This window comes from Hymenobacter coalescens, from assembly GCF_054783195.1.
The window spans coordinates 145385-161955 of sequence record NZ_BAAGRA010000016.1; the positions used below are offsets into that span (position 1 = coordinate 145385).

The 16571-nt window shown below is 66.5% G+C and carries 11 protein-coding genes; 4 read left to right on the forward strand and 7 right to left on the reverse strand.

The features are described from left to right. The first annotated feature begins 133 nt into the window (after nt 1–133). On the forward strand, nt 134–2155 hold the full coding sequence (locus ACYVKQ_RS12060; RefSeq protein WP_460675588.1) for a cation:proton antiporter domain-containing protein: 2022 nt from the start codon (nt 134–136) through the stop codon (nt 2153–2155). A gap of 28 nt (nt 2156–2183) precedes the next feature. Here the strand turns inward: ACYVKQ_RS12060 and ACYVKQ_RS12065 are convergent, their stop codons facing one another. After that, nucleotides 2184–4133 carry a tail fiber domain-containing protein gene (locus tag ACYVKQ_RS12065; RefSeq protein WP_460675589.1) on the reverse strand — a complete coding sequence of 650 codons (1950 nt, stop codon included), beginning with the start codon at nt 4131–4133 and terminating at the stop codon, nt 2184–2186. 653 nt (nt 4134–4786) lie between these two features. Between ACYVKQ_RS12065 and ACYVKQ_RS12070 the strand changes: the two genes are divergently transcribed. Then, a complete protein-coding gene (locus tag ACYVKQ_RS12070) occupies nt 4787–5947 on the forward strand; it encodes an AAA family ATPase (RefSeq protein WP_460675590.1) in 1161 nt (386 codons plus the stop codon). Continuing rightward, nucleotides 5940–6491 carry a hypothetical protein gene (locus ACYVKQ_RS12075; protein ID WP_460675591.1) on the forward strand — a complete coding sequence of 184 codons (552 nt, stop codon included), beginning with the start codon at nt 5940–5942 and terminating at the stop codon, nt 6489–6491. The genes ACYVKQ_RS12070 and ACYVKQ_RS12075 overlap by 8 nt, the downstream gene beginning before the upstream one ends. A gap of 9 nt (nt 6492–6500) precedes the next feature. On the opposite strand, the gene ACYVKQ_RS12080 is transcribed toward ACYVKQ_RS12075, so the two are convergent. From ACYVKQ_RS12080 to ACYVKQ_RS12100, 5 genes are all read right to left on the reverse strand, one after another. Then, nucleotides 6501–7934: a type IIL restriction-modification enzyme MmeI gene (locus ACYVKQ_RS12080; protein WP_460676076.1), complete on the reverse strand. Its 1434-nt coding sequence runs from the start codon at nt 7932–7934 to the stop codon at nt 6501–6503. Then, entirely contained in the window at nt 7870–9345 is a 1476-nt protein-coding gene (locus ACYVKQ_RS12085) for a type IIL restriction-modification enzyme MmeI (protein ID WP_460675592.1), read from the reverse strand. The genes ACYVKQ_RS12080 and ACYVKQ_RS12085 overlap by 65 nt, the downstream gene beginning before the upstream one ends. A gap of 107 nt (nt 9346–9452) precedes the next feature. Further along, complete coding sequence (locus tag ACYVKQ_RS12090; protein ID WP_460675593.1) at nt 9453–11255, reverse strand: hypothetical protein; 1803 nt, start codon at nt 11253–11255, stop codon at nt 9453–9455. A 168-nt stretch (nt 11256–11423) separates the two neighbouring features. Next, nucleotides 11424–12203 (reverse strand): hypothetical protein, encoded by a 780-nt coding sequence (locus tag ACYVKQ_RS12095; protein WP_460675594.1) that lies wholly within the window; start codon nt 12201–12203, stop codon nt 11424–11426. Nucleotides 12204–12311: 108 nt separating this feature from the next. After that, the gene (locus ACYVKQ_RS12100) at nt 12312–13643 is read right to left on the reverse strand and encodes a hypothetical protein (RefSeq protein WP_460675595.1); all 1332 of its coding nucleotides are present in this window, start codon (nt 13641–13643) and stop codon (nt 12312–12314) included. 293 nt (nt 13644–13936) lie between these two features. On the opposite strand from ACYVKQ_RS12100, the gene ACYVKQ_RS12105 reads away from it, so the two are divergent. After that, complete coding sequence (locus tag ACYVKQ_RS12105; RefSeq protein WP_460675596.1) at nt 13937–14533, forward strand: nitroreductase family protein; 597 nt, start codon at nt 13937–13939, stop codon at nt 14531–14533. A 122-nt stretch (nt 14534–14655) separates the two neighbouring features. On the opposite strand, the gene ACYVKQ_RS12110 is transcribed toward ACYVKQ_RS12105, so the two are convergent. Further along, complete coding sequence (locus ACYVKQ_RS12110; RefSeq protein ID WP_460675597.1) at nt 14656–16281, reverse strand: OmpA family protein; 1626 nt, start codon at nt 16279–16281, stop codon at nt 14656–14658. Nucleotides 16282–16571: the final 290 nt, after the last annotated feature.

Sequence of the window (16571 nt, forward strand, 5' to 3'; positions counted from 1 at the left end):
ACCGTTTCGCATAGCCGAAACCAGTTGGGCCGAGGGGGAGAAACAGGGTACTGGCTACCCGACTTGCAGGAGCTGCCGGCATGCGTGCCGGCGGTTGGGAATGAAGAAGTTGGGGCGCCCAACGCTTACCGTCATGCATTCCTCATCCGTACTCTACGACTTGTTGGTTATCCTGCTGCTGTCGGTGGGCGTAACCCTGCTCTTCAACCGCATCAAGCTGCCGTCCATCATCGGATTTTTGGTGACGGGCATGCTGGCGGGGCCCTACGCGCTGGGGCTGGTGAAAGTGCCGGCCAAGGTCGACCACGTGGCCGAGCTGGGCGTGATGCTGCTCATGTTCACCATCGGCCTGGAGTTTTCGGTGCAGAGCCTGGCGCGCATCAAGCGCGCGGTGTTTCTAGGCGGCACCCTGCAGGTGGGGCTCACGGTGGCCGTGGTGGCGGTGCTGGCCCTGGCCGCCGGCTGCACGCCCGGCACGGCGGTTTTCTGGGGCTTTCTGCTCTCGCTCAGCAGCACGGCCATCGTGCTGAAGGTGATGCAGGAGCACATGGAGGTGGAATCCATGCACGGGCAGATCGTGCTGGCCATCCTTATTTTTCAGGACATCGTGGTGGTGCCCATGATGCTGCTCACGCCGCTGCTCAGCGGGCAAGCGGGTGGCAGCCCCTGGCTGGGGCTGGGGGTGATGCTGGCCAAAATGATGGCGGTGGTGGCCGTGGTGGTGGTAGGGGCCCGCTACCTGATGCCCCGGCTGCTGCTGGCAGTGGTGCGCACCCGCAGCCGCGAGCTGTTTCTGCTCACCATCATCGGTACCTGCCTGGGCGTGGCCTGGCTGACCGAAATGGCCGGGCTATCGATGGCGCTGGGCGCCTTCATGGCCGGGCTGATCATCTCCGAGTCGGAGTACAGCTACGAGGCGGTGAGCAACGTGCTCCCGTTCCGCGAGATTTTCGCCAGCTTCTTTTTCGTGTCCATCGGCATGCTCTTCGACGTGCACGTGCTGCTGGACCACCCCGTGCAGATTCTGGTCATCACCCTGGGCGTGATGGCACTGAAGATGCTGCTGACGCCGGCCGCCGCCGTGTTTCTGCGCGTGCCCATCGGCGAGGTGCTGCTGGCGGGCGTGGCCCTGGCCCAGGTCGGGGAGTTTTCCTTCGTGCTGTCGCGGGCCGGGCTGGATGCCGGCCTCATCAAGCCCGACAGCTACCAGATCTTCCTCGCCATATCGGTGCTCACCATGTGCTGCACGCCCCTGGTGATGCGCCTGGCGGGCCCCGCGGTGGCCTGGGTGATGCGCCTGCCGCTGCCGCTGCGCCTGGAGCAGCAGCTGCACTCCGACGCCGACCTGCCCACCCAGCCCCTGGCCGCCGCCGAAAAGCCGCTCACCGACCACCTCGTCGTGGTGGGCTACGGGCTGAACGGGCGCAACCTGGTGCGGGCCGCCAAGTTTGCCAAGCTGCCCTACGTCATCCTGGAGGCCGACCCCGACAAGGTACACCGGGGCCTGAAGCGCGGGGAGCGGATCGTGTACGGCGACGTGACGCACGAGCACGTGCTGGAGCACGTGGGGGTGGCCCGGGCCCGGGTGGTGGTGCTGGCCATATCCGACCCGGCCGCCAGCCTGCGGGCCGTGGCCGCTATCCGGCGCCTCAATCCCACGGCCTGCATCCTCGTGCGCAGCCTCTACCTGCACGAGCGGAAGCAGCTGTACCGCGTGGGCGCCACCGAGGTCATTTCCGAAGAGCAGGAAACCTCCATGGAGGTGCTGGCCCACGTGCTGGCGCGCTTCCTGGTGCCCCTGCACGAAATCGAAAAGCTCATCGTCGAGCTGCGCCACGGCAGCCACGCCATGCTGCGGCCCCGCTCGCTCACGCGCGCCGCGTGGTCGGGCATGCACGTGGGGCTGGCGGGCGGCGAGCTGGCCGGCGTGCCCGTCGACGTGGACCCGCGGGCGCACCTGGTGGGCCGCAGCCGCCTCGAATCGGAGGTGCGCCAGTGCTTCGGGCTGAGCCTGCTGGCCATCCGCCGCAGCGGCAACCCGCTGGAGCAGGTCACCGACGACACCGTCATCCGCCTCCACGACACGCTCTACGTCTTCGGCCAGCCCGAGCAGGTCAGGCGGCTGATGGACGAGGTGCAGCCCGCCGAGGCCTAGAACCGCCTCCGGCGCCGCGCCGCGCCGGTCAGCGGCGCGCCTGCTGGCCCTGCGCCTCCAGCGCCTGCACCCGCCGCGCCAGATCGGCCGCGGCGGCCTGAGCGGCGGTGGTATGCTGCTGCAAGGCGGCGTGCTGCTGCTGCAGCTCGGCCAGCTGGCGGGCCAGCTCTTGCGTAGCCGACACGTTCAGCATGGCCAGCGCCTCGTAGTCCACGGTGCGCACGTCCGGGTGCTCCAGCCCGTAGACGAACAGCCCGGCGGGCAGCGCGCCGGCCAGCGCGGCCGGGCGGCGCACCAGCAGCTGGGCCGTGCCGGGCGCGGCGGCGTGGGCCACGGCGGTTTCCAGCAGGCGGCCGTCGGGCAGCACCAGGCGCAGGCGCTGGCCGGGCGCGGCGCCGGCGGGCGGCACGGGCACGGCCAGGGCCAGCAGCGAGTCGCCGGGCAGGGCCGTAAGGCCCTTGGCCACCTGGTAAATGTCGGGCAGGAAGCCGCGTTGGCGGTTTACGGCCTGCGGAAACACGTCCTCCACTTCCTGGGCAATGACTTTCTTAAAGCGCCGGTCCCCGAACTGCGCCCGGTCGCGCATCCGGTAATCGGTGATGCGCAGGCGCTGCAGCAGGGCCAGGTCGGCGGCGCGGTCGGAGAGGCCGATGAGGGTTTTCAGGCGCCGGTCGGACGTGGCATTGAACTCCGCGGCCACCACGCGGGCCGAAGCCCGGATGCTCACCGCGTTGGTGCCGCCCCCGTTGTAGCCGGTGGGGCTCGGGCCCACGTTGGCCAGGTAGGCGTAGCCGCCGACGGCGGCGTTGACGCTGGTTTGCACGTCGAGCGGCACGCCCGGCGAGCTGGTGCCAATGCCCACGTAGCCGCTGCTGGTCAGGCCCAGGCCGCTGGTGCCCAGGTTGCCGCTGGCGTCGGCCGTCACCAGGCGGGTGGCCGCGCCGGCCAGCCCTTCCAGGCGCACGGTGCTGCCCGCGCCGGCCACGTGCAGCTCGGCCTGGGGGGCGGCCGTGCCCACGCCCACGCGGTTGCCGGTGCTGGCCAGCACGGGGGTGGGCGCGGTGGTGCTGCTGCGGTAGCGGATGGAGCCGTTCAGCGAGTAGTTGGCCAGCGTGGAGCCGCCCGTGTGAATGGCGCCGCCGCCGATGGTGGCGCCGGCCACCACCCGCACGGCCGTGCCCCCGCCAAACGAGAGCCGCAGCGTGTACGGCTGCCCGGCCGCCAGCGCGGGCGGGGTGTCCAGCGTGTAGGTGCGCACGCCGGGGCCGGTGGGCGCCACCGTAAAGGTTTGGGCGCTGCCCACCTGCGTGCCGCCCAGGCCCGCCCCGTTCAGGAAGCTTACCGTGAGGCTGGTGCCGCCGGGGCTGTCGAGGCTGAGCCCGACGGACGTGACGACCGCCGCCACCGGCAGGGTAAACGACTGGCCCAGCGGGTTATCGGTGAAGTTCAGCACGCTGCTGCCGCCCACCGGGCTCAGGGACTGCTCCGCGCCGGTGGGGGTGGTGGTGGTGCCGGAGGTGGTGCGGAAGTCGCCGGTGACTTCCAGCGGCACCTGCGGGGCGGTGTTGCCGATGCCCACGCTGCCCGTGCTGCTCACGCTCAGGCCCTGGGCGCCGCCGCCGGTCAGCAGCTGGCCGTTCAGGTTCAGGGCCTGGGTGGCGGTGTGGTTGCCCAGGTTGTCGGGCTGGCCGGCCAGCGGCAGCCACTGCGTGCCGGTGTGGTAGTAGTAGCCGGCCGGGGCCGGGGGGCTGGTGCTGGCGTCGGTCTGGTACACGAGCAGGCCGGCGGCGGCGTTCGAGATGCCCGTGCGCTGCTGGTAGGTCAGGCGCGGGGGCAGCAGGCCGCGGCCGGTGCTGCTGATGTCCAGCGCGGCCGAGGCGTGCGGCGTGCTGGTGCCGATGCCCACCGACTGGGCGGCGGCGTGGAAACTACCGGCGCTGAGCAGCGCCGCAGCCAGGTAGCGGTAGAAGACGTTCATGCAGGCAACGTAAGGGCCGGATAATCCCGGTAAAACTGCGACAAATATTTGGCCCGCGCAATGCACGCCGCCCTTGCAAAGCCCGGCCGCAACCCGCATCTTTCGCCCGCTTACCGCCGCTCCTTATCCGCCTGGCCCGGGCCCCCTGACACGCCGCGCTTGCCCGCCCCGGCCGCCGTCTTTTCTCGTTAGCTCTATCCTCTTTTCACCCGGCTCTCATAGCCAATGGAGTTGTTCCCGAATTAGCAAACTCGCGTCAGCCCGTCCTGCTGAGCCTCGCGAATCATTTCTACCGCTTCGTTGAATGCTAGCTGGCGAAGCGGTAGAGATGCTTCGACAAGCGGACGCCAGATCGAGCATGACCGGTTTTTGCCGGTTTTCTATTCGGGAACAACTCTAATCAATTCTCGCAGGATATTTCCCCCCCAACCGGCTTGTTGGTGCCCGAGCGGAATGTGTACGGCCGGGCCGGTGGCTGTCCCGGGGGTGTTGTTGGCGCGGCCGGGGTACCAAAAGCCCCTTCGCCGGGCCCCGTGGGCTGCTTTGCCGCCGCTTTTACCGTCATTTCGGGAGTAATGGGCGCCTTGGCTGGCGGCGGCGGCCCGGTTCCCTGTCATTGCCCGGTCTCCTATCTTTGAGCAAACCCCCGCTCCATGGAAAACGCCATCCGCTCGCTGCGCATCCGCAACTTTAAGTCAATCAAGGATGTGACGCTGCAGCCGCGCCGCGTGAACCTGCTCATCGGCCAGCCGAACGTGGGCAAGTCCAACGTGCTGGAGGCGCTGAGCTTGTTGGGGACGGGTCTCTACGACCGGAGCAACCGGTTTATGGATGAGGTAATCCGGTATGAAACGGTGTCCAACCTGTTTTACGATAACGATACCAGTGTGCCGGTGATAGTAGAGTCCGCTGATTTACAGGCCGTATTGGGAGCAGACATCATCGGCCAGTATCAGTTTTTGCAGTTTTCCAATGTTTTGCACAGTGCCGCCTTAGCTCAGCAGGAGGCAGAACAAAGTAACCGTGGCGTTTCCTCTACGGCTTGGGGTGCATTGTCGCTGCGGCCTATGTTGCGGCGATTAGCCCCGGAATTTCAGGAGCATGAAGCCGCATTTAGTTTCTGTGACATGCCCTTGCAGCCTGACGGAAGAAGCGCGGGCTCCACTACCAGCTTATACTCAAACGTATCGGCCTTGCCCAAAAAGTATGTTTATCGAGTCGGTCAGCCGCATAATCAGCTTTACCGGTACTCATTTCTGGCGCCTCCGAGTGGGTACAATCTGTGGGAAGTGGTGCAGTTCCACCCCGCGCTGCGGAAGTATGTGGCCGCCCTCTTCAAACCCTACGGGCAAAAGCTGGTGTTGCGGGTAGGGGAGCGAAAATTCGAGATTCAAAAAGAGGAAGAGGATCTGGTTTACAACTATCCTTATTCGCTCATCGCCGACACCTTGCAGCGCATCATATTCTACACAGCGGCCATTGAATCCAATAAAAACTCGGTGCTACTCTTCGAGGAACCCGAGGCGCACTCCTACCCCGGCTACGTGGCCGGGCTGGCGCGGCGCATGGTGGACAGCGAAACCAACCAGTTCTTCGTGGCCACCCATAGCCCCTACCTGTTCACAGAGGTGGTGGAGCAGATGCTGCCCTACGAAGATAAAATCGGCGAGCTAGGCATTTTCGTGGCGTATTACGAGGACCACCAGACCAAAATTCACCAGCTTACCGATGAGCAGATGCTCAGCATCCGCAGCGACTCCGTGGACGTGTTCCTGAACATGCGCCGCTTCATTCCGCGCCCCGCCGATGCCTGAGTACGCCCAGTTCGTGCCCGAGTGCAACGTGGATACGGCCTTGGCGCTGGCCTTGCTCTCTTTCCGCTACGAGTTCGTCAGCCACCGGCAGGGCATCAGCCAAGTAGCCCGCGTGCTGCAGGAGCAGGCTGCCGCGCCCCACGACCGACGCCGGGTGGTGGGGCTGGTAGATGCCGATAAGAAATTTGCCCAGTCCCTGTACCTGCGGCAGTTTACGGAGCTGGTCTTCGGTGGCCCCACCCATATTCACCAAGTGCTTCGGCACCCGCAGCGGCCTTATCAGCACCTCATTGTGCTAAACCCTGCCTGCGACGCGTGGCTGTATCACACGGCCGGAGCTGCCGGCATCCACCTGCCCGACTTGGGTCTGCCAGCCGCCCTGCCTGACTTTATCCGTTTCTGCAAGCAGGAGGACGTAGAAGAAACCCCGCCCATGCAGCGCCTGCTGCGCGCCATCCGGCAGGCGCGCCCCGCCCCCTACCGCGAACTGGCCGCGTTCGTGGCCGACGTCATGGATTTGGGCGCGCCCCAACAGGTCGGTTAGAAGACGGGTCTACGCCTTGGCCGCCCGGCGCGGCTTTGGGGGGGCGGGCGCCTCGGCCGCCGCCGCCAGCTGCCGGTACTGCTCGAAAAGGAATTCCAGGCGGCTCAGCTCGGTGGGGAAGGCCGCCGGGCGGTAGCACAGGTCCACAGCGCGGTCTAGCTCCTGGTGGGCACGCACCAGCGCGGGCGGCATGGTGAGCGGGTCGTAGAGGGTGGCCAGGCTCTCGGTGGGGAACTGCTGGCGCACGGTCAGCACCTGTTGGGCCTTGGCTTCCACGGCCGCTACTTGCTTGGGGCTGGGCGCGGTGGGGAAGGGGAAGTTGTTGTAGACTAAATCCTTTGAGTAGCGGAAGTCGCTTTTTAGACGTCCACATATCTGACGAACCCACGCCATATGCATGGCGGAGGTCATAACTCCAAATTGATAAAGGGTAGCTTCTGGTACTATCGAGCAACTGTTGTTTGCAATACAATCTGGCGGCATAAAGCCAATAGGAATGTACCTTCTCGATTCAGATGAATGGAGGGGAATAATCAGATATTGAGTGGAGGGCTGTTTTGTATCACGAAATAAGCTGGGCACAAGAGCAAATTTCTGGGTAGAAGGAGCAGTACTCGCTTCCCTGAATTGCTTTACTAGTTTAATGCGCTCTTGTACCATTGGCATATTCTTCACATCTGAAGGTGTAGCATCTACGAGCCATAAGCACCACCGCTGTTTATTATTAATAAATTCATGTGCGCCGATGAGAGGGCGAATAAAGCGAAGAGCCAACGGCTCCGCTGCCAGCAGTTCTTGCTTTGCCTCTTCATCCAATATCAAATGCCCTCCATCTAAGGGCATGTTTCCGAAACGCATTGGTGCAATAGGAGCTATAGGTTTGCTACGACTGCCGACAACAACATTCTCAGCATCTACTAAATAAGGGTTGATGTTCTTCACGCGCAGCTCCTGCGGTTCGCTTTTGGGCGTGGCGTAGTCGAACAGGCGGCGCACCGGCGGCGCTTCCAGCCCGAAGCCGACGATGATGCAAAACACGTTGGCGTTGCCGCGGGCCTCGTTGCTCCACTTGAAGGTGCGGTGCGCAAACTGAATGTGGATGCCGTAGCGGCCCAGCATTTCGCCCCACAGGATGCTCACCTGCTCGCCCTGCGTGATGCTGTTGGTGCTGACGAGGGCCACTTTCACGGCCGTGCCCTGAATGTATTGGGCGGCTTTTAGGTACCACGCGGCCACAAAATCGAGCACGCCCGCGCCTTGCAGCTTCGGCCCGGCCACGGCCAGCAGCTCGCGGCGCTGCGGCTCGGTCATCAGCTTCGAGCCGATAAACGGCGGATTGCCCAGGATGTAGGTGTCCGCTCCTACGCCGCTGCCGCTGCTAGAGTCGCCGAGTCGCCGAGTCGCCGAGTCGCCGAGTCGCCGAGTCGCCGACGTATTGTAAATCGGGCAAGTTCAGCACGTCTTTCCAGTCCACCAACAGCGCGTTGCCGTGCACGATTTTGGCGGTGCGCGTCAGGGGCAGGCGGGCGTAGTAGGTGCCGAAGGCTTCGGAGAAGCGCATGTTCATCTGGTGGTCCATCAGCCACATGGCCACCTCGGCAATGCGGGCGGGAAATTCCTCCACCTCGATGCCGTAGGCCTGGTCCACCTGCACGCGGGCCAGCAGAGTCAGGTTGACGGTCTGGCGGTCGGGGCCGGCCGGGTACTGCCGCTCCAGGATTTCGAACTCCAGGCGGCGCAGCTCCCGGTAGGTCACCACCAGGAAGTTGCCGCAGCCGCAGGAGGGGTCGAGGAAGCGGGTGCGCTCCAGGCGGCGGTGCAGCGCGTCGAGGCGGCGCCGGTCGTGGCCGGCGGCGCGCAGCTCCTGCTCCAGCTCGTCCAGGAACAGCCCGCGGATGACCTTCAGGATGTTGGTCTCGGAGGTGTAGTGGGCGCCCAGGTTGCGGCGCTTCACCGGGTCGGTCACCGACTGGAACAGGGAGCCGAAGATGGCCGGCGAAATGCGCGACCAGTCGAAGTACGTGCAGCGGATGAGCTGCTGGCGCAGGGCCGCGTCGAAGGCCGGGAAGGGGAAGAACTCCGTGAACAGGGAGCCGTTGACGTAGGGCAGCACCTGCAGGTACTCGGGCAGGCTGCGCTGGCGCTGGGCGGCGGGCTGGTCGAGCACCTCAAACCACTGCGCGAGGCGGGTGCCCACGTCGGAGCCGTCGGGGCGGGTGTGCTCTTCCAGGAAGGCCCGGAAGGCGTCTTTCTCGAAGATGCCGGTGTCTTCGGCAAACAGGCAGAAGAGCACCCGCACCAGCAGCACCTCCAGCTTGTGGCCGTGGTAGCCGCCGTGCAGCAGGGCATCGTGCAGGGCACCCATGAGCTCGGCGGCCTGCACGTTGGCGGGGTCTTCGGCGGCGTACTGGCGCTTCTGGTAGCCGGTGAGGAAGGCGAAGAGGTGCAGGTGCTGGTGCAGCTCTTCCAGCGGAAACTCGTGCTGCTGGCCTTCCTCCAGGTCGTAGAGGCGGAAGCGGGCGAAATCGGAGACGAGGATGTACTTGGGCAGCTCGTAGTCCTGCAGGCCGGGGAAGTAGTCGATGGCCTGCTGGTAGGCGCGGTCCAGGTCCTTGCCCCGGCTTTTGTGCTCCACCAGCAGGGTGCCTTTCCAGAACAGGTCGATGAAGCCCTGCTGGCCGGAGAGCTTCTTCACCGGCTCCTCGAAGGAAGCCACGCGGCGGCGGTTCAGGCCGAACACCTGGAAGAAGTCAATCCAGAACGCCTTGGCCTCGGCATGTTCGCGGGTTTCGCCCTGCCACTCCTGGGCAAAGCGGATGGCGCGGTCTTTTAGCTCGGATAAGGAAAGGGGCATAGGGGAAGAATTGCCGGTAAACGGGCCGGCACCCGGGGGACAATAGGCCCGGAAGATACGACGCCCGCCCCGCCGCGAGCCGGCAACCAGGGCGCTTCCTGGGCTGCTCACCAGGGCCGTGACAGGGTGTACGTCACAATTACGCTCTGCAAGGCGCAGGAGCCGCTGCGGTTGGCCTGAAACTGCAGGTAGTAGTTGGAGCTGTTGTCAATGGTAACGTTGGTGTTCAGCGACACTTCCTGGATGTTAGCGTTGTCGGCGGCCAGCGTGGCCCAGGCCGTTTCGCCGCCCGTGTAAAAGACCATGCCCGGCTCGGGGCGGCGCCAGCTCAGGCGCAGCTGGGTGGGCGTGGTGGTGCTGCCGTCGTTGTCGATTACGCGGAGCTGGAGCTGGGTCACCACCGCCCCGGCAGGCAGGCGCAGCGGGGCCGCCAGGTTGCCCACGCCGCTGCCCGACATGTACACGCCCTGCGGGTTGCCCGAGCCCAAGGACGCGAGCACCGCGTCGTAGCTGCCGTTGGAGACGGCCCGAAAATCCGCCGGGGTGACCACGTACGTGTAGGTGAGAGGCGTCGTGTACACAAACCCGGTGGCGCGGGCGGTGCCGTTCACGTCCAGGGCCTGCTGCGGGCTGCTGGTGCCGATGCCCACGTTGCCGTTGTTGGCGATGCGCAGGCGCTCCTGCCAGCCGGTGCTGGTGCCGGTCAGGAAGCGGTGCACGCCCAGGTTGTTGTTGCTGGGGCCGGCGTAGTAGTCCAGGGTCCAGCCGCTGCCGTGGGCCAGCTTCGGGCCGGTGGCGCCGTAGTCGCGCAGCAGCAGCAGCTTGTCGCCGTCGTTCGCGTTGTATTTCAGCGGCTCGGTGGCGGTGTGGTCGCCCAGGTTGTCGCCCACCGAGGCCACGGTCTGGGTGCTCAGGTTGCCGGCGGCGTCGGCCGTCACTAGGCGGGTGCCCGTGCCGGCGAGCTGATCGAAGCGGCTGGCGCCCACCACGTGCAAGGGCGCCTGAGGGCTGCCGGTGCCCACGCCCACGCGCCCCGCCTCGGCGTGGAGCAGGGGCGCCTCGGGGCTGGGCAGCTGCACCCCGACGCTGAAGAGCAGGTCGCGCCCGGCCCCGGCCGACGATTGCCCGCCGGAGTAGGCGTCGTTGGCGGAGTACGAAACCAGCAACGAGCCTGGCGAGTTGCCCAGGCGGCTGAGGACGAGGCGGTACTGCTGGCCCGCCTGCACCGCCAAGCCGCTGGGCAGCGACGCGGTGAGGCCGGCCGTGGTGGCAATTGTCGTGACCGACGTTTGCGGGGTGGTGGCCGGCAGCGGCCCCTGCAGCTCCACGCGCACCGTGGTGGTGCCCGTCATGGTGCCCTGCGGGTCGCCCGTCACGCGCAGCTCCCGCAGCAGGCCCGACTGCAGCACCGTAAACGTCTGGCTGGCGCCGTTCAGGTTCACCGAGCCGGCCGGGGCGGCCGCATTCCCGGCGTCGGGCGCGGCGGTGGGCTGGTAGGTGCCGGGCCACGCCGAGACGGTGAGCGGCTGGGTGCCCGCGGCCACGGTGGTGGGCTGCGTGAGCGCGCCGCCCAGCTGCACGGCCGCGCCGCTCTTGGTGAGCCCGTTCTCGGCCGTCACGGCGGCGGCCTGCTGGTTGGGCAGGCTCAGCCACTGCCCGCTGAAGTAGTACCAGAAGCCGGGCTGCGCGCCGTCGGTCTGAAACACCATCAGGCCCGCGGGCAGGCCCGCGCCCATGCCCAGGCGCTGGGCTTCGGTGAGGCGCGGGATGAGCAGGCCCTTGTCGGTGCTGCGGATGTCCAGGGCCGCCGCGGCGTCGGGCGCGGCGGTGCCGATGCCCACCGACTGGGCGCGGGCCGCGCCGGCGCTCAGCAGCAGGGCGGCCAGGGCTAAGGAGTAGAGTGACTGCATGGTCAGCGGAAAAAAAGATGAGCAACTATGCCTGAAATGCAGGCCGGAGCGAAGCTCGCCGGCTGGCAAGCACGGCGCAGCAGCGGTCAGAGGTCCCCTGGTTTCGGGGCCGGCCCCTTGCCCGCCCCGTGGTCGGGCAAGGGGCCCACGCACGGGCCGGGTCCGGTCTCAGGGCGCCACGCGGGCGCAGGTGCAGTACAGGCGCACGGCCCGGCTGCTGGTGCTCGTGTTGCTCACAATCAAGCGCCAGCGCGTCTCGGGGGCGGCGGGGTCGGGGCCGGAGTAGTTCACGGTGATGTCGCTGGCGGCGGCGTTCCAGTCGCGGTGGCCGCCGCCGCCGCCCAGCACGCGCATACCGGCCGGGCACAAGAGCACGAACTGGCCGCGGCTGTTGCCGCCAATCGCGTCGTCGCTGGTGACGAGCATCCAGCCCACGGCGGTGGTGCCCTGCACGGTCAGGTCGCCGCCCACGGTGGCGGCGTCTCTCACGCGGGCGCTGCCGCTCACGTCGAGCCGGGCGCTGGGGTTGCCCGTGCCGATGCCCACGTTGCCGTTGTCGAGGATGCGCAGGCCCTCGTTGCCGCCGTCGTTGCTGAGCCAGCGCCCGTTCAGGCCCAGGTTCTGAGTGGCGGTGTGGTTGCCCAGGTTGTCGCCGGCGGTGCTGGTTGGAATGCGGTTCCACTGCCCGCCGAAGTAGTACCAGAAACCGGGCGCGGGCCCGTCGGTCTGAAACACCATCAGGCCCGCGGGCAGGCCCGCGCCCATGCCCAGGCGCTGGGCTTCGGTGAGGCGCGGGATGAGCAGGCCCTTGTCGGTGCTGCGGATGTCCAGCGCCGCTTTCGGATCGGGCGTGCTGGTGCCGATGCCCACCGCACCGCCGGTCTGGGCGCGCAGGGCGGTGGGCAGCCCCAGCAGCAGCAGGAGCAGCGCGAGGTAGCTGTTTCGCATAGCAGAAGGTTGGGTAGAAGCGGGTGAATAAGCGCGGCGGCGGCAAAACTAAGCAGCCAGGCTAGGCAACAAAAGGCCCCCCCAGCAGAAGCGGCCGTTGGGGCGGGCTTAGTCGGGCTGGGGCACGGTGTAGCCGATGCGCACGCAGAACAGCAGGCTGCCACTGCTGTTCTGGGCCAGACGCACGCGCAGGTTGTACGTGTACAAATCGTTGCGTACGGTGTGGCTGGTGGGTTGCGTGACGGTTTGCCAGTCGCCGGTTTCGGTTGTCAGGGCCACTTGGCCCACGTAGGCCACGTTGATATTGGTACCGCTGGCCGCCGGCAGAATAGCGCCCAGCAGGGCCTGAGGAGCCACGCTGGTACCGTCGTTGTCGAAGGCAATAAGCGTGAGACTGGTAATGGTGGCGCCCTGGGGCAGCTGCACCGGCGCTACCACGTAGCCCGGCTGCCCGACGGTGCCATTCGGCAGGTTGAGCATCAGCGGGGAGCCCGTGGCCGAACCAATCGTCACGTTGGTAGCGTAGACGTGGGGCGCCGAGCTGATGAAGGCCGCGGCACTCACGGTGAGGTAGCGCGTCTGAGCCGTGCTGTAGGTAAAGGCATCGGCCTGGGCGGTGCCGTTCACGTCCAGGGCCTGCTGCGGGTCGCTGGTGCCGATGCCCACCCGGCCGTTGCCCCGGATGCGCAGCAGCTCGGTGCCGGTGCCGTTTTTGCCCCCGGCGTAGAACACGTGGCTGGCCCCGGCGGCGTCCACGTGGTAGTTCAGCTGCCCGCCGCTCACGCCGAAGCCGTAGTGGTTGCTGGTGCTGCCGCCGTCCCAGAGCGTGATTTTGGGCTCGGTGACGGTGGGCGTGATGCTCAGGCGCGTGTTTGGGCTGGCCGCCCCGATGCCCACGAGGCCGTTGTTGGTCCACGTAAGTACCGATTGGCGGAACCCGTCGCGGTTGATGCCCAGCACGCCGCCGGTGTAGCCGTAGAGCACCGGCCCGTCGATGGTCTGGCCGAGCCAGTTTTTGACGCTGTTGCTGTTGCCGTACCAGCCCAGGCCGTGGTTGCCGTCGGTGGTGCCCCGCAGACGCAAGTCGTAGTCGGTGAGGCCCAGGTTTTGGGTGGCGGTGTGGTTGCCCAGGTTGTCGCCCGACTTGGTTTTGTCCGGGATGTACACCCACTGCCCGCCCACGGCGTACCAGATGCCCCGCCGGCCGCTGGTCTGAAACACCAGCAGCCCGTCGGGCGGGCTGCTGATAGCGGCGCGCTGCACCGAGTCCATGCGCGGGATGAGCAGGCCCTTGTCGGTGCTGCGGATATCCAGGGCCGCTTTTGGGTCGGGCGTGGCGGTGCCGATGCCGACGGAGCCCGGCGTTTGCGCCTGGCTCAGCAGGGCAGCCGCCAGCAGGGGCGCGGTCAGCAGACCGCGGAGAAAGTAAGGATGTCTCATGCGGAGAAGAGCGGTGGAACAGCGTCGGGCGGTCCGGCGCGGCCGAATCGGCAACCAGGCCGGAGCACCGGTAAAATAAAGGCCGCCGGTCCGCACGGCGGCTATTTTTGTAAGGCAACACCTGGTTTTGGTATGCGGAGCCCGGCCACCGGGCCCGGAGGACTGCGGCACCCGCACGGAAATTAAGCAGGCAGAAGGACCACGCTGGGGCGGCATGGCCGCCGCCAAAGGCTTACTTTGTGCCAGCGCCCGCCGCCGGCGGCTCGCCGTAGCACGTTCATCCCCCTTCGCGCATGTCCTCAGCAGCTTCCCTGCCCACCCCCGATCAGTTCAGCGAGCTTGTTCGCGCCCGGCGCAGCATTCAGCCCGTGCAGTTCGAGCCCGGCCGCGTGGTGCCCGACGACGTGGTGCGGCAGCTGCTGGAAAACGCCAACTGGGCCCCCACGCACAAGCGCACCGAGCCCTGGCGCTTCGTGGTGTTCCGGGGCGCGGGGCTGCAGCGGCTGGCCACGTTCCAGTCGGAACTGTACCGCGAGTGGGCCGGCGAGTACTTCGACGAGAAGAAGTACCAGAAGCTGGCGCAGAACCCGCTGCTGGCCTCGCACGTCATTGCCATCGGCCTGAAGCGGCACCACATTCTGCCCGAAGTGGAGGAGGTGGAAGCTGTGGCCTGTGCCGTGCAGAACCTGCACCTGTCGGCCGTCACGCACGGGCTGGGCGGCTACTGGGGCTCGGGCGGCATCACCTACATGGAAGCGGCCAAGCCCTTCTTCGGCCTCGGTCCCGAAGACCAGCTGCTCGGCTTCTTCTACCTGGGCTACGTGCAAAACGCACCCGGCCGCAACATCCGCAAGCCCATCGAGGAAAAAGTGACCTGGGTGACGGAGTAGAGGAGTTGAGTGGGGGCGGGTTGCCAGTTGTCAGACCACCGGCTCAGCATGGGTGGCTCTAACACACAAAAAAGGCCCGCTGCACGATGCAGCGGGCCTTTTTGCGCTAAGTCAGCCGGTGTCTAGCGGCGCGGGGCGGGCTTACGGACCGGGGCTTTGCGGGCCGGGGCCTTTTTGGTCGTCGTCTTCTTGGCCGGGGTAGCCTTGGCCGGCGTCGAGGGAATGACGATGTCGGGCATGGTGGGCTCGGGGCCGTACTTCACCTCGGCCGTGTTCGGGTCGCCGGTGAGGAACAGGTCGAAGTCCACGCGGCGGTTCAGGGCGCGGCCGGCGTCGGTGGCGTTGTCGGCAATGGGCTTGGTTTCACCGTAGCCGCGGGCCTCAATGCGGGAATCCGGAATGCCTTTGCTGATCATGTACACGCGGGCCGAAGCAGCGCGGTCGTGCGAGAGGCGCAGGTTGTACGGGTCGGATCCCTTGCTGTCGGTGTGGCCGGCAATGCTCAGGGTGTAGTCCGGGTACTCGTTCAGGATCTGCACGATGGCGTCCAGCGTCGGATAGGAAGAAGGCAACAGCACGGCCTTGTTGAACTCGAAGTTGATGTACTTCGTGGCTTCCTGCAGGCGCTTCTTGGCCTCAGCCTTGATTTCCGGGCAGCCGCGGTTCGAGGCCGGGCCGGGGCGGTTCGGGCAGCGGTCCTGGTAGTCGGGCACGCCGTCGCCGTCGGTATCCAGCGGGCACCCCGCGGCATCCACTTTCACGCCGGCCGGGGTGTCGGGGCACTTGTCGTTCTGGTCGATGACGCCGTCGTTATCGGCATCGGGGCAGCCTTTCAGCTCGGGCTTGCCGGGCGTATCCGGGCAGGCGTCGTCGCCGTCGGCCACGCCGTCGTTGTCGCGGTCGGGGCAGCCCTGCAGCTCGGGCTTGCCGGCTTCGGTGGGGCACTTGTCTTGGTAGTCGGCCACGCCGTCCTTGTCGCCGTCGAGCGGGCAGCCGTTGGCATCCACGGCCACGCCGGCGGGCGTGCCGGGGCATTTGTCCTTGCGGTCGGGCACTTTGTCGCCGTCCTCGTCCTTGGCCTTGCCCAGGTTAAAGGTTAGGCCGGCCGAGTGCTGCAGAAACCGGTCGTCCCAGCTGTTCTCGTCGCGGTCGGCGATGTTGTCGAAGTTGGCACCCACGGGCCAGTGCTGGCCGGTCTGCACAAACAGGCCCACGCCGTCGGAGAGGCGGAACTTGAGGCCGGCAGCCCCGTGCAGGTCGAAGTAGGTGGTGCTGCGGTCGAAAGGGAAGGACTGGCCGCTGGCCGCTTGGTTCACGGTGCCGTCGGTGCTGGCCACGGCCAAGCCGGGGGCAATCAGCAGGTAGGGCTGCACGAAGAACGTTTCCTTCACGGGCAGCTTCAGCTTGATGCCGAAGTTGGCCGTGGCCACGTTGGCCGAGAAGTTGGAGCCGAAGTACGGTGCCCCGGCGGGCGCGTCGAACTGCATGTCGCCGTAGTTCAGGTCGACGCCCAGGTCCAGGCCCTTGGTGATGTAGCGGTACACCGAGAGGCCGGCGCCGAACTCAAAATTGTCGCCCGCTTTCCAGTATTGCGAGCCAAGGTTGCCCTTGTACTGCAGCGTGCTGCCGTAGAGGCCGATGCTGGTTTTGCGGTCGGCCGTTTGGGCCTGGGAAAGGTGCGGCGCCACCGCCAGCAGGGCCAAGGGCACCGCGAGCAACCGCCGACAGTTTGGAATAAAGTGTTTCATAGAAGCGGCTTTTTAAAGGCTTGAATTGGCCTTTATTGAGTAAGCCGGTATACCCGCCGCACTGGAAAAAGTTGTTGTGGCCCGGTGGAAGCCGTCCGGGCTTCCCGTAATAGTCATCTAGCAGGGGCTACGGCCTGACGTACTCCAAGACAAATCCACGCCGCGCCGAAGAAGGCCGGCCCAGCGCCTGGAAGGCTGTAAAATAGGAGAATAGCACGGTGCAAGGAAGCTATTCCGGCCGCCGGCAACGGTACTTAGACAAGATTTGGTAACCGAACGGCTGCCTCTGC

What these genes read in the sequence shown, in the direction of transcription:
- ACYVKQ_RS12085 (WP_460675592.1), bottom strand. Translation starts at nt 9,345, where the DNA reads ATGCCCCTTTCCTTATCCGAGCTAAAAGACCGCGCCATCCGCTTTGCC.
- ACYVKQ_RS12110 (WP_460675597.1), bottom strand. Translation starts at nt 16,281, where the DNA reads ATGAAACACTTTATTCCAAACTGTCGGCGGTTGCTCGCGGTGCCCTTG.
- ACYVKQ_RS12100 (WP_460675595.1), bottom strand. Translation starts at nt 13,643, where the DNA reads ATGAGACATCCTTACTTTCTCCGCGGTCTGCTGACCGCGCCCCTGCTG.
- ACYVKQ_RS12060 (WP_460675588.1), top strand. Translation starts at nt 134, where the DNA reads ATGCATTCCTCATCCGTACTCTACGACTTGTTGGTTATCCTGCTGCTG.
- ACYVKQ_RS12095 (WP_460675594.1), bottom strand. Translation starts at nt 12,203, where the DNA reads ATGCGAAACAGCTACCTCGCGCTGCTCCTGCTGCTGCTGGGGCTGCCC.
- ACYVKQ_RS12070 (WP_460675590.1), top strand. Translation starts at nt 4,787, where the DNA reads ATGGAAAACGCCATCCGCTCGCTGCGCATCCGCAACTTTAAGTCAATC.
- ACYVKQ_RS12065 (WP_460675589.1), bottom strand. Translation starts at nt 4,133, where the DNA reads ATGAACGTCTTCTACCGCTACCTGGCTGCGGCGCTGCTCAGCGCCGGT.
- ACYVKQ_RS12105 (WP_460675596.1), top strand. Translation starts at nt 13,937, where the DNA reads ATGTCCTCAGCAGCTTCCCTGCCCACCCCCGATCAGTTCAGCGAGCTT.
- ACYVKQ_RS12075 (WP_460675591.1), top strand. Translation starts at nt 5,940, where the DNA reads ATGCCTGAGTACGCCCAGTTCGTGCCCGAGTGCAACGTGGATACGGCC.
- ACYVKQ_RS12090 (WP_460675593.1), bottom strand. Translation starts at nt 11,255, where the DNA reads ATGCAGTCACTCTACTCCTTAGCCCTGGCCGCCCTGCTGCTGAGCGCC.